Source organism: Humibacillus sp. DSM 29435 (assembly GCF_001758225.1).
In the GTDB taxonomy this organism is placed as follows: domain Bacteria; phylum Actinomycetota; class Actinomycetes; order Actinomycetales; family Dermatophilaceae; genus DSM-29435.
The window spans coordinates 44,654-57,018 of sequence record NZ_MAST01000022.1; the positions used below are offsets into that span (position 1 = coordinate 44,654).

Annotated in this window: 11 protein-coding genes; 4 read left to right on the forward strand and 7 right to left on the reverse strand. The window is 71.1% G+C overall.

Going from position 1 to position 12,365, the window contains the following annotated elements:
• Positions 1-42 precede the first annotated feature (42 nt).
• Entirely contained in the window at positions 43-903 is an 861-nt protein-coding gene (locus BA895_RS23965; protein ID WP_175442329.1) for a hypothetical protein, read from the forward strand.
• Between the two features lie 234 nt (positions 904-1,137).
• A complete protein-coding gene (locus tag BA895_RS13840) occupies positions 1,138-2,826 on the forward strand; it encodes a hypothetical protein (RefSeq protein WP_083283348.1) in 1,689 nt (562 codons plus the stop codon).
• 46 nt (positions 2,827-2,872) lie between these two features.
• On the opposite strand, the gene BA895_RS13845 is transcribed toward BA895_RS13840, so the two are convergent.
• The 7 genes from BA895_RS13845 to BA895_RS13875 all read right to left on the reverse strand — a co-directional run bounded on the left by BA895_RS13845 (position 2,873) and on the right by BA895_RS13875 (position 10,327).
• Positions 2,873-3,424 (reverse strand): nuclear transport factor 2 family protein, encoded by a 552-nt coding sequence (locus BA895_RS13845; protein WP_070192486.1) that lies wholly within the window; start codon positions 3,422-3,424, stop codon positions 2,873-2,875.
• On the reverse strand, positions 3,421-4,614 hold the full coding sequence (locus tag BA895_RS13850) for an amidohydrolase family protein (RefSeq protein WP_070192487.1): 1,194 nt from the start codon (positions 4,612-4,614) through the stop codon (positions 3,421-3,423). The genes BA895_RS13845 and BA895_RS13850 overlap by 4 nt, the downstream gene beginning before the upstream one ends.
• Before the next feature lie 32 nt (positions 4,615-4,646).
• Positions 4,647-5,642 (reverse strand): ABC transporter ATP-binding protein, encoded by a 996-nt coding sequence (locus BA895_RS13855; RefSeq protein WP_070192488.1) that lies wholly within the window; start codon positions 5,640-5,642, stop codon positions 4,647-4,649.
• Positions 5,639-6,658, reverse strand: a complete 1,020-nt coding sequence (locus BA895_RS13860; protein WP_070192489.1) for an ABC transporter ATP-binding protein — start codon at positions 6,656-6,658, stop codon at positions 5,639-5,641. The genes BA895_RS13855 and BA895_RS13860 overlap by 4 nt, the downstream gene beginning before the upstream one ends.
• Positions 6,655-7,572: an ABC transporter permease gene (locus BA895_RS13865; RefSeq protein ID WP_083283350.1), complete on the reverse strand. Its 918-nt coding sequence runs from the start codon at positions 7,570-7,572 to the stop codon at positions 6,655-6,657. The genes BA895_RS13860 and BA895_RS13865 overlap by 4 nt, the downstream gene beginning before the upstream one ends.
• Positions 7,569-8,654: an ABC transporter permease gene (locus BA895_RS13870; RefSeq protein WP_254666471.1), complete on the reverse strand. Its 1,086-nt coding sequence runs from the start codon at positions 8,652-8,654 to the stop codon at positions 7,569-7,571. Before BA895_RS13870 ends, BA895_RS13865 begins: the two co-directional genes overlap by 4 nt.
• 65 nt (positions 8,655-8,719) lie before the next feature.
• Positions 8,720-10,327 (reverse strand): ABC transporter substrate-binding protein, encoded by a 1,608-nt coding sequence (locus tag BA895_RS13875; protein WP_070192490.1) that lies wholly within the window; start codon positions 10,325-10,327, stop codon positions 8,720-8,722.
• Between the two features lie 159 nt (positions 10,328-10,486).
• Here BA895_RS13875 and BA895_RS13880 point away from each other — a divergent pair, with 159 nt between their 5' ends.
• Both BA895_RS13880 and BA895_RS13885 read left to right on the forward strand, forming a co-directional pair.
• Positions 10,487-11,239 (forward strand): cyclopropane-fatty-acyl-phospholipid synthase family protein, encoded by a 753-nt coding sequence (locus BA895_RS13880; protein ID WP_070192491.1) that lies wholly within the window; start codon positions 10,487-10,489, stop codon positions 11,237-11,239.
• A gap of 7 nt (positions 11,240-11,246) precedes the next feature.
• Complete coding sequence (locus BA895_RS13885; RefSeq protein ID WP_070192492.1) at positions 11,247-11,726, forward strand: nucleoside deaminase; 480 nt, start codon at positions 11,247-11,249, stop codon at positions 11,724-11,726.
• Positions 11,727-12,365: the final 639 nt, after the last annotated feature.

A 12,365-nucleotide genomic window follows, 5' to 3' on the forward strand; every position in this document is an offset into this window, starting at 1 on the left:
CGGCAGGGCTCCGCCCGATCGACCGACGAGAGGAACCGCGCGATGAGAAGCACCCTGAGACTGATGGCGACCTTGGCGCTGGCCGCCACCGCCGCCACCGCCACCGCCTGCAGCTCCAGCCCGCCCGACAGCAGTGCGGCGAAGACCACTCCCCCGACGTCCGGCAGCTCGAGCTCAGCCACCGGCCTGGGCCCGTCGAGCTCGTCGGTACCCACGGCGACGCCGTCTGATCCGACCTCGGCCGTTGGTACGTCCAGCGCCTCGGTGAGCTCGACGGAGGCCGCGACTGATGCACCACAGCCCGCGGCGTGCGACCCCGCGAAGATCGCCGCCGACGTCGAACGCAAGAACATCACCGTGGATGTCTGTGCCGGGCAATGGGCCTCCATCTCCTCCCCCGGCCCGGGTGACACATCGGCGTTTGTGCACCTGTCGAAGGGGGCCTGGAACATCTTCGACGTCCAGCCCAGCGCTCGGTGCCGGGCCGAGGCCAAGGCCGACGGGGTTCCAGACGAACTGCTCACCTACTTCACCACCTGCGACCCCGACTCGGTGGGGTCGGGCGCCCGGGCGGCCGACCTCGGCCTTGCCACCCCGATCAGCGAGCCGGCATGCGACAGCTCGGGAATCGTCGTGCTCGGCTCGGCCACCAACCCCAGAAGCTACCGTCGCGACGTGGACGCCCTGCTGAAAGCGCACCCGGGAGCGTCGTACCTGGTCACCGACCGCGCCTGCCCCTCGCTGCGACAGTCAACCGCTGCCGGCGATCACATCTACGCCGTCTACCGACCCGCGGGAAAGACCGCCACGTCTGTCTGCGCCGCCGTCAACAGGGCCGGCGGCGACGCCTACGGCAAGCGTCTCGACTCCGCCTCCGACCCTGCCGCCACGATCCGGTGCTGACCCGGCCGACCGGACGACCGCCACGTCGACAGCAGGCCCAACGCCGCGTGTCGGTACCGATGTGTCGCCATCGACCGCGCACGATGAGGGATCTCGACCTGAGCGCAACGACACTGAGCGCAACGACACTGGGCGCAACGACCCTGGGCGCAACGACCCTGACAGCAACGACCCTGGGCGCAACGACCCTGACGGCAACGACCCTGCAGCATCCCCTCGACCGGAGATCTGAACATGCACCAACCCTTTCGTACCGCCTCACGGTCCTCCCGTCGGCGCTGGGCCCGAACCGCGGCGCCCGTCGGCCTGGCGGCCGTTCTGACGTGCTCGGCGGTCGGCTGCACGGCCGCCCCGGGTGACGTGGGCCCGGGGATCTCCGGCACGGCCCGGTCCAGTACGTCCAGCGACTCGGATGCCGTCCAGAACGCACCCGCTGCGACCCTCGCCACGACGACCGAGGCGGTCGCGATCATCCCGACCGGCACCGCGGGTGAACTGTCCTTGGCCATCAGCCGAGCCCTGTTCGCCACGGCGCCGGTCGTCGTCGTGGCGCCGTCCGATGACGAGGCCGGCCTGCGCGACGGGTCGGCAGCGGCGACCCGCCTGGGGGTTCCGCTGCTGCTCGTCGATGCCGACGGACAGACCGGCTCCGGCGCCTCGCCGTCGACCCCAGCCACCACATCTACCCCGGCCACCCCGGCCGTCGGCTCCACCAGTGCCCCGACGCCATCGACGCTGGAGCCGGCGCTGTCGGCCGAGATCGCGCGGCTGGGCGCTCGGTCCGTGCTCGCCACCAGCCCTTCGCTGGCTCGCCGCCTGAGCCGGGTACCGAACGTGCAGGTCGTCACCGAGCCCGGAGGGCTCCCCCCCGTTTCACGTGGGCCGGCGAACTCGACTCTCACCGTGCTGGTGCGCAAGGGCGACGACGGGTCGGGCTCGGCGGCCGTGACCGCCTCGGCCGCAGCCGCCGGGGCGGCGGTCGTACCGGTGACAGGTAACGACCCGCGCGCCGACCCGGCCGCCATCGCGGCCCTGGCCAAGAGCCGGCCGAAGCAGGTGCTGGCCGTCGGTGACGCCTTCGGCCCGGTCGACCGGCTGAGCGCCCGGTTGCGGGTGGCCGAGACCGGCATCCAGCTTCCCGGTGGTGGTCAGACGTTGTTCCCCGGGCGGCGGCTGGTGGCGCTCTACGGCCACCCGGGCACGTCCAGCCTCGGGGTGCTGGGCGAGCAGGGTCTCTCGGCCAGCATCAGCCGGGCCAAGAAGCTGGCTGCGGAGTATGCCCCGCTGAGCACTGAGCCCGTCGTTCCCGCCTTCGAGATCATCGCCACGACGGCGCAGCGGGAGGCCGGCCCCGACGGCGACTACTCGGGCGAGTCAAGCGTCAGCTCGTTACGGCCCTGGGTCGAGGCGGCACGCCAGGCAGGGGTGTACGTGGTGCTCGACCTCCAACCGGGCCGTGCCGACTTCCTCGACCAGGCCAAGCGCTACCGCGACCTGCTGCTGCTGCCCAACGTGGGTCTGGCCCTCGACCCCGAGTGGAAGCTCGCCCCCGGCCAGCGCCCGCTGGCCCAGATCGGGGGGGTCGACGCCGCCGAGGTCAACTCGGTGATCACCTGGCTGGCTGACCTCACCTCGAAGGAAGCACTGCCGCAAAAACTGCTGGTGCTGCACCAGTTCCGCCTCTCGATGCTGCGCGACGAGAAGCGGATCGACACCGGTCGCGACGAGGTGCAGGTGCTCGTGCACATGGACGGCCAGGGCACCCCCGCCCTCAAGGACGGCACCTGGCGCGGTGTGACCGGCGCCGCCCCCAAGGGGATGCCGTTCGGCTGGAAGAACTTCTACGACGAGGACGAGCCGATGCTGACTCCGGCTCAGACGATGGCGAAGCGGCCGAAGCCGTTCATGGTCTCGTACCAGTGATCGACCACCACGCCGACGAACGGATGCCGGAACGGCGTCCCGTCGACTAAGCCCCCGCGAGCCGCCGCACCGGAGCCGCTCGACCCGGCCCGATCAGCAGCTCCTCGTGGTGGTGCACGACGCGCCAGGTGCCGCCTTCATCGCGGCGCAGCACCGACGTGCACCGCAGCTGTTCGTCGAGCGACGCCTCGTCGAAGCGGGCTGCGAGCAGGTGCGTCTCCCACGCAGCGTCACTACCGAGCAACCCCACGACGGGTTCGGTCGCGTCGAGACCGACCGGGGACGGGTAGTCGGCGTCCGGGCCGTCGGGGCTGCTCGCTGCCGCTGCCGGGTCGCCCACCGGTGCTGCGTCGGTCCGACCGGCCTGAAGCTGCTCCTTGGTGCGCAGCGTCGGGATCGTGGAGTCCCACATGGTGCATCCGGCGCCAAGGTGGGCTTCGAGCCGGTCGCGGTCGCCCTCGAGGTAGGCGGCGTACAGGTCGGTGAGAACGGCCCAGACCCGAGCCGCCTCGCCATCGAGCGAGCCGGTGCCGGCCGTATCAGTCGCGCCGGTCAGAATGTTCGGGAGGTTCGTGCTGTCCGTGCTGGGGTCGCTCATGGGTTTCCTCCGTCGTCAGTCGCCAGTAGCCCGAGATCATCACGCACCACTCGGCCCTGCGACACCACGGCCCGGATTCCGCGGAGCGCGCGGATGTCGACGCTCGGGTCGGCGTCGAGCACGAGGAGGTCGGCGCTGAGGCCGGCCGCGACCCGGCCGGTCTCGTGGTCGACACGGCACATGCGCGCCGGTGTGGTGGTGCTCGCGGCGAGTGCCTCCCGGGCCGTCAGGCCCGCCTCCACCAGCAGCTCGGCCTCGCGCACCACAGCGGTGGTGCCCTCCGTGCGGTCGCCCGGCGGAATGTCGGTGCCGTTCGTCAGCGCGACCCCGGCGGCGACCAGCCGCCGAGCACTGGCCAGGTGGTCGACCGAGGCCCGTCTCGCGTTCTCGCGCGAGTGCTTCTCGAACCCGTGCGCGGCCATCCAGTCCTGCGAGCGCGTCACGGCCAGTGTCGGGGACACGTAGAGGCCGTCCTGAGCCAGCAGTGCAGCCGTGGGCTCGTCGACGATGTAGGCATGCTCGAAGCTGCGCACCCCCGCATCGACCGCGCGGCGGATGGCCGCGTGGTGACCGGCGTGCGCCACCACATAGGTGCCGTGAGCCTGGGCCGCACGCACCACGGCTCGCATCTCGGCCTCGCTCATCTCGGGGTCCTCCGGGCTCTCACCCGCGTGGGCCAGCCCACCCGTGATGAAGATCTTGACGTGGTCGGCACCATTCTCGAGCTCGGCGTGGGCGGCCGCCTCGAACTGTGCCGGCCCGAAGCAGTAGACCGAGCCGGAGCCCTGGCCGTGCCCGCCCGGGGCCGACAGGGCCCGGCCGCCGGCGAGGATGCGGGGGGCGGCGAACCAGCCTCGCCGGTCGGCGTCACGCAGGGTCACGTCGATGGCGTGCTGCTCGTGCACGCACCGTGCCGTCGTGACACCCGCCTCGAGCGCCTCCTTGGCGCGACCCGCCGAGCGGAAGGCGGTGAGGGCCGGTGCTTCGTTCTCGTCGGTGTCGTTGAAGGGGAAGACGATCGAGAAGTGCGTGTGCACGGTGACGAGCCCCGGGGCGAGGAACCGGCCACCGAGGTCACACCGGTCGTCGTCGGGTACCCCGTCGGGAACGGCATCCCCCACGGAGCGGATGCGCCCGTTCTCGACGGCGATCGAGATGGGCTCGGTCGTCGGGGCGAGCGGATCGACCACACGCGCGCCGGTCAGCCATATGGTGCGTGAGTTCAACTCGCCCCCAGAGGGTTTCGATCAGTGGACGCCGATTCTGCGCGTGCATGGGTGTGCAGGTGGCACGCAGCCAGGTGGCTTCCAGCCACGGGCAACAGCTCGGGCACGAGCGTCGAACAGGGTGCGAACGCCTTCGGGCAACGTGGGTGAAAACGGCATCCGGGCGGCGGCGCGGCGGGGTCGGGCACGTCACCGGGCAGGTCGGTCGGCAGCCCGCCTCCGCCGTCGACGGAGGGAATGGCCCCGATGAGCGCCTGGCCGTACGGGTGGGCCGACCGGCTCCACACGTCAGCCGCCGGGCCGGTCTCGACGACCTGCCCGAGATACATCACGGCGATGCGGTCACTGAGCTGGCGCACGATACCGAGGTCGTGCGAGATGAACAGCAGACCCATGTTCATCTCGGCGACGAGCGAGGCGAGCAGGTTGGCGATCGACGCCTGGGCCGACACGTCGAGGGCCGAGATCGCCTCGTCGGCGACGATCAACCGGGGCTCGGCCGCCAAGGCTCGGGCGATCGCGATCCGCTGACGCTGACCGCCCGAGAACTCGTGGGGGTAGCGCCGGGCGAACTCGGTCGGCAGCTGCACCCGTTCGAGCAGCTCTGCCACCCGGGCCCGCTGCTCGCCCTTGCGCAGGGTGGCCTGCCCACTGAGCACGATCCCGTCGGCGATCTGCTCGCCGATGCGCCGGCGGGGGTTGAGCGAGGAGTACGGATCCTGGAAGACCATCTGCATGCCGCGCAGCGCCATGGGCCGGGCCGCCCGGCCGAGCGGTTCGACCCGCTGGCCGTCGAACTCGATCTGGCCCGCCGTGAGCGGCACGAGCCCGAGGATGGCCTTGGCCAGGGTCGACTTGCCGCAGCCCGACTCCCCCACGAGGCCCAGCACCTCACCCCGGTCGACGGTCAGGCTCGCCCCGGCCACGGCACGAACGGCCCGTCCGTGTCGGTGGTAGACCACCTCGGCGTCGGTGACGGAGACCAGTGTCATGTCGGGCTCACCGCGCCTCCCCCTGGCCGCTCGCCGGCGGCGGCGTACGGGTCGACCAGGCAGGCCAGCATGCGGCCCTCGTCGCGCGGCGCACCTGATGCCAGGGGGAGAAGGGAGGGTCGGTCGGTGCTGCAGGGCGCTACCGCGTGCCCGCACCTCGGGTGGAAGGCGCACCCCGGGGGGATCGTGGTCAGGCGCGGGGCGGAGCCCGGGATGGCACGCAACGGCGCAGCCACCCCGTCGGTGCGCGGCAGCGAGTCGAGCAACCCTCGGGTGTAAGGGTGTCGGGGCGCCGTGAGCAGGGCCTGCGTCGGCCCGGTCTCGACGATTCGCCCGGCGTACATGACGGCGAGCCGGTCGGTCAGCGCCCCCATGACCCCGAGATCGTGGGTGATGAGCAGGATGCTGAGGCCCTCCTCGCGCCGAAGCCGGTCGAGCAGACGCAGGATGCCGGCCTGCACCGTGACGTCGAGGGCGGTCGTGGGTTCGTCGGCCACGAGCAGCGACGGTGAGCAGGCCAGGGCGATCGCGATGGCCGCACGTTGGCGCATGCCGCCGGAGAGCTGGTGGGGATAGGCGCCGAGCGTGCGTTCCGGGTCGGGGATCCGCACCTGGGTCAGCAGCTCGACCGCTCGGGCGCGGGCCGCTGACCGGCCGGTCCCGTGGTGGTGGCGCAGGTGCTCGGTGACCTGGCGCCCGATGGTCAGCATGGGGTGGAGCGAGGTCATCGGGTCTTGGAAGACCATCGCGACCTCGTCGCCGCGCATGGCCCTCAGCTGCTTCTCGCGCAGCGTGAGCACGTCGCGGCCGCCCACCTCCGCCCGGCCCTGGGCTCGAGACCCGTGGGGCAGCAGACCGAAGAGCGACAGCGCGGTCAGCGACTTGCCGCTGCCCGACTCCCCTGCCAGTCCGACGATCTGACCGGGCTCGACCACCAGGTCGACCCCGTCGACGGCCGTGAGACCGCCGGGCAGGGTGATCCGCAGCTGCTCGGTGCGCAGCACCGGGGTGGTCACGAGCTGCCCTTGAGGGCGCGCGCGGTGCGCGGGTCGAGCGCGTCGCGCAGGGTGTCGCCGAGGAAGTTGAAGGCCAGCACGACGGTGAGGATGGCGAGGCCGGGAAAGACCCCGATCCACCAGGCGTCGAAGTTGCGCGCCCCTTCCGAGACCATGGCGCCCCACTCGGCATCCGGCGGCTGGGCCCCGAGACCGAGGAAGGAAAGCCCCGAGAGCAGCAGCACCGCGTTCCCGACCTCTAGAGCCGCGAGCACGAGCACCGGGCCCGCGACGTTCGGGCGCAGGTCGACGGCCAGTGTGCGACGAGCGGAGGCTCCGAGCAGCCTGGTCGCAGAGACGAACTCGGCCTCTCGAAGACCGAGGAGCATCGAGCGTACGACGCGAGCGTACGACGGCCACATGACGATGGTGAGGGCCAGTACGGCGTTGCGAAGCCCCGGCCCGAGGGCCGCCGCCGCGGCCATGGCGAGGATGATCCCGGGAAACGCGAAGACGAGGTCGCACAGGCGCATGACCACGGTGTCGACCCAGCCGCCGAAGTAGCCGGCGATCGAGCCCGCCACCGTGCCGACCGCGGTCGCCAGCACCACCAGGAGCACGGCCAGCGGCAGGGTGATGCGGGTGCCATAGACGATACGGCTGAGGAGGTCGCGTCCGAGACCGTCGGTGCCGAGCAGGTTCGCGCCGCCCGGGGGCTGCAGCCGGGCGAAGTCCTGGGCGTTCGGGTCGTGCGGGGCGATGAGGGGCGCCAGCAGGGCCACGAGCACCCAGCCGATGACCAGCACTGCGCCGACGACGGCGAGAGGGCGGCTCCACGGCGAACGGTCGATGCCGGCATCCTTGCGCGAGAAGAGGCGACGGCCGCTCGACCGTTCGGCCTCCAGCTCGAGCCGTGGCTCGTCGGGGATCGTCATGAGAGACGGATCCTCGGGTCGATGACGCCGTAGAGCACGTCGATGACGAGGTTGATCACCACGTAGATGACGGCGACGATCACCGACACCCCCATGACCGCAGGCAGGTCGAGCGCGAGCGACGACTTGTACGCGTACTGCCCGAGGCCGGGCCACGAGAAGATCGACTCGACGAGCACGGTGCCCGACAGCAGCGACCCGAACGCCAGGCCCGACACGGTGATGATCGGCACCATCGCCGGCCGCAGCACGTGCCGCAGGATGACGGTGCGCCGCGGGAGACCCTTGGCATGGGCCGAGCGGATGTAGTCGTTGCCGAGCACCTCGAGCACGCTGGCCCGGGTGAAGCGGGTGATCAGCCCCACCGTGTAGGCCGCCAGCACCAGAGCCGGGAGCAGGATGTGGTGCAGACCCATCTGGAAGGTGAAGGGGTCGTTGTCGAGCAGGGAGTCGACGAGCAGCAGACCGGTGACCGTGGGGGGTTTCGGGTAGCCGGGGTCGAGCTGACCCGTCGAGCTGAACCAGCCCAGCTTCACCGAGAAGATCAGGGATGCCGTGAGCGCGAGCCAGAACGTCGGCACCGAGACACCGGTCAGGCTCACGACGCGGATCAGCTGGTCGGGCCACCGGTCGCGTTTGAGCGCAGCGACGGTGCCCAGGGCGACGCCGACCACGAGCGAGATGACGATGGCCACGAGGGCGAGCTCGATGGTCGGCGGGAGGTACTCGACGAGGTCGGTGAGCACTGGGCGACGGGTCTGTTGCGAGATGCCGAAGTCACCGTGGAGGAGGCCGAACAGGTAGGTGAAGTACTGCTTCCACAGCGGGTCGTCGAGGCCGTACCTGGCGCGGAACGCGGCCACGGTCGCGGGGTCCTCGATGGCGCGCTGCCCTAGGGCGGCCGCGGCGGGGTCGCCAGGAACCACATGGGTGAGGACGAACGCGACGAGGGTGATACCCACCACGAGAAACGCGCCCGCGATGGCCCGCCGACCGAGGAAGCCGCCGAGGCCGGAGCCCCGACGGACCGACTCGCGTCGGTTCGCCGGGGCCTGCATCGGCTCGGTGGTGGGGGCGCTCACGTGCGGATGGCTGTCAGGGCCGTCGGTCGTGCTGCCGTTGCGCTGGCCCGTGCTGTCTGCGCCACTTAGCCCAGCTCGGCCACGTTGACGGTCCAGACGAGGTTGTAGGTGAGGTTCTTGAGGTCCTTCGACGCCAAGAAGACCTGGGCCGGCTGGATCAGGCCCATGACCGGGCCCTGGTTGAGCCCCTCCTGGAACTGCCCCATGAGGTCAGCCCGCTTCGCCTCGTCCTTCTCGGTCGCGGCCTGCTTCATGATCGACTCGAGCGCCGGGTCGGAGCCGGCCTTCCAGTTCACTCGCTTGCCGCCGACGATTCCGCCGGGCCCGAACGCGAGGTAGTTGCTCGAGTCGGGGAAGTCAGGGCCCCACAGCCAGACGCCGACCTGTTGCTTGCCGCCTCGCGCCAGCTCGAGGACGGTCGCGACCGGCGCCCCCTTGAGAGCGGTCTTGATGCCGATCTTGTTGAGGTCGGCCGAGATGCGGGTCGACATGTCGGTGAACGACACCCCGTTCTGCGTGAGGTCAGACGGGAACGAGATCTCGATCGGCGAACCGTCGTAGCCCGACTTCGCAAGGGCGGCCTTGGCGGCATCCGCGTCGAAGGTAGGGGCCTTGTCGTCGGGCAACGAGCCGGCGAACTGCACGGGCACCATTCCCGCCGCACGGCGCGAGCCCTTACCGGCGAGCTCGAGCAGCCCGTTGTAGTCGATGCCGCGACGTACCGCCTCCTGGAAGTCGGGGTTGGCCGTCCACTTGTTGACCGCGGGGTTCGCGTTGGTGAACAGGTAGAAGGTGTACTGCGACGGCACCCCGCTGGAGACGACCCCGCTCCCGACGGAGGCGACCTGGTCGGGTGAGAGGTCGAGCGCCAGGGCGCTCTCGCCCTTCTCGACATTGTTCTTCTGCTGCGCGGCGTCGACGTTGCGGATGACGACGCGCTGGTAGTTCGGCTTCGTCGCTCCCCAGTAGTTGGGGTTGGCCTTGAGGTCGACCTCGGTGGAGAGACCGAACGAGTCGAGCACGTAGGGGCCCGAGCCCATCGAAGCCTTGGCGAACGCGGCTTCCGCCTGGTCGGCGGTGGCGGCATTCTCGGCGTCGGAGGCCCCGGCCGCCTTGGCCAGCTTCGAGTTGACGATTCCGAGGGAGGGGCTCGCCAGCTTGCCCAGCAGGGCCGGGTCGTACGCAGCCGTCTTCACCTCGACGGTCTCGGGGCCCTTGGCGGTCACCGTCAGCCCGTCGGCGAGGAACGAGGGGTTGCCCTTGACCCGTTCGACCCGGTTCAACGAGAAGACGACGTCGTCGGAAGTGACCGCGGTGCCGTCGGAGAACTTCGCCTTCGGGTCGAGGGTGAAGGTCCACGTCAACCCGTCGGCCGACTGCTCCCACTTCTGCGCGATGGAGGGCACCGGCGTCTTGAGGTCGGCGCCCTTGAACGAGACGAGAGTGTCGTACAGCGCACGAGCGACGATATTTCCGGTCGGCTCGTAGTTCCGGGCGGGGTCGGCGCTCTTCAGCACGAAGACGGTGTCGATGACCAGTGGCTTCGTCGCGGCACCGCCGCCGGTGCCGCCGCTGCCGGCGGTGGTCTTGGGGGTGGGGTTGCAGGCGCTGATGCCAACCGTCGCGAGCGCAACGACCAGCGCGAGCGAACCGACCTTCTGCTTCGAACCCACGGGCCACGTCCTGTCGGATGAGAAGGGCGACGCCGCCCAGGAGGGGTCGGCCAGTGACGACCGAGAGGGCGCCGGGAGCACGCCTCGGGAGAGGTTTACCACAGCCCACAGCGCGAAACACGTTTGTTGCCACCCGTGTCCGCAGGTCAGGATCAGGGCATGCCCGCTCTCGACCATCTGGCCAAGAAGGAGTTCCCGCGCTCGGCGAAGTACGACGCGCGGTGGCTTGTCGACCTCGACATGGGGCCGCATCCGTTGTGGCTGCTCGAAGACCTCGTCGCCGACCTCGACCTGCGGCCCGGCATGCGGGTGCTCGACCTCGGCTCCGGCCGCGGCGCCACCTCGGTGTTCCTGGCCAAGGAGTACGGCGTCAGCGTCGTCGCCGTCGACCTCTGGGTCGATCCCGACGTGGCGAGCGCGGTATTCGCGAAGGAGGGGGTGGCCGACCAGGTGCTGGCCATGCGGGTCGACGCCCACAACCTGCCGTTCGGGCGGCACTCGTTCGACGCGATCGTCAGCATCGACGCCTGGGAGTACTTCGGCACGGGTGACCACTACCCGCCCTACCTCGCCACGTTCCTCCGGCCCGGTGGCCAGCTGGGTGTCGCGACACCGGCGCTCACCACCGAGGTGCGCGAGCTCGGTGAGATCCCCGACCACATCGACGGCGTCGTCGGCGCCGAGACCGCAGCCTGGCACACCCCCGACTGGTTGCGCTCGCAGTGGGAGTTCAGCCGGGCCTTCACGAGCGTCACCGCGAGGGCGCAGGTCGACGGGTGCGCGAACTGGCTGTTGTGGGAACGAGCCGTGCTCGAGCTGAAGGGCGAGACGAGCTCGCCGGTGCAGGGCATGCTGGAGACCGACGGTGGCGCCTTCGTCACCTTCGCCATGGTGACCGGAAGGGTGGCGTGAACAGCCGATGACAGTGGATGCGGTCGATCTGATGCACCTGCGCCGGGCCGTGGAGCTGGCCCGGCAGGCCCTGGACAGCGGTGACCAGCCGTTCGGCTCACTGCTCGTCTCGGCGACCGGGGAGGTGCTGTTCGAGGACCACAACCACGTCGCCCTCGAGGCCACCCAGCATCCGGAGTTCGCCATCGCTCGGTGGGCCGGCGCCAACCTCACCGCACCGGCGCGGGCGTCGGCCACGGTCTACACCTCGGGGGAACACTGCGCCATGTGCTCGGCCGCGCACGGCTGGGTCGGCCTCGGGCGCATCGTCTACGCGCTCAGTTCGGCGCAGCTGGGTGAATGGCGCTCCGAGTGGGGCGCCCCCGAGTCGCCGGTGGCGGCGCTGCCGATCGCCGCGGTGTTCCCGGGAGCCGTCGTCGACGGCCCCGCCCCCGAGCTCGAGCACGAGCTGCGCGCCCTGCACGAGGCCAGCGCCCGCCGCGGCTGACCCACCCCCGCCATGGCCTCATTCCCGCGGCCCCAGGTTCGCGAACCCCACCGGCATCCCGCCACGGTCCGATCCCCGCGGTCCCAGGCACACGGACCCCGCCGGCATCCCGCCACGGTCCGATTCCCGCGGTCCCAAGCGCACGGACCCCACCGGCATCCAGCCGCGGTCCGATTCCCGCGGTCGGATGCCGTCCCAGCGACGGCCAAGCGCGCCACGGTCCGATCCCCGCGGTCGGATGCCGTCCCAGCGACGGCCAAGCCCGCCACGGTCCGCTCCCCGCGGTCCCAGGTTCGCGAACCCCACCGGCATCCAGCCGCGGTCCGATCCCCGCGGTCGGATGCCGTCCCAGCGACGACCAAGCCCGCCACGGTCCGATTCCCGCGGTCGGATGCCGTCCCAGCTACGACCAAGCCCGCCACGGTCCGATCCCCGCGGTCCCAGGCACACGCACCCCACCGGCATCCCGCCACGGTCCGATCCCCGCGGCCCCACGCACACGCACCGGCATCCCGCCACGGTCCGATCCCCGCGGTCGGATGCCGTCCCAGCGACGACCAAGCCCGCCACGGTCCGATTCCCGCGGTCGGATGCCGTCCCAGCTACGACCAAGCCCGCCACGGTCCGATCCCCGCGGTC

Bases quoted from the DNA above. Each gene is read 5' to 3' on its own strand.
- BA895_RS13885 (WP_070192492.1), top strand. From the start codon at position 11,247: ATGACAGTGGATGCGGTCGATCTGATGCACCTGCGCCGGGCCGTGGAG.
- BA895_RS13845 (WP_070192486.1), bottom strand. From the start codon at position 3,424: ATGAGCGACCCCAGCACGGACAGCACGAACCTCCCGAACATTCTGACC.
- BA895_RS23965 (WP_175442329.1), top strand. From the start codon at position 43: ATGAGAAGCACCCTGAGACTGATGGCGACCTTGGCGCTGGCCGCCACC.
- BA895_RS13880 (WP_070192491.1), top strand. From the start codon at position 10,487: ATGCCCGCTCTCGACCATCTGGCCAAGAAGGAGTTCCCGCGCTCGGCG.
- BA895_RS13840 (WP_083283348.1), top strand. From the start codon at position 1,138: ATGCACCAACCCTTTCGTACCGCCTCACGGTCCTCCCGTCGGCGCTGG.
- BA895_RS13865 (WP_083283350.1), bottom strand. From the start codon at position 7,572: ATGACGATCCCCGACGAGCCACGGCTCGAGCTGGAGGCCGAACGGTCG.
- BA895_RS13855 (WP_070192488.1), bottom strand. From the start codon at position 5,642: ATGACACTGGTCTCCGTCACCGACGCCGAGGTGGTCTACCACCGACAC.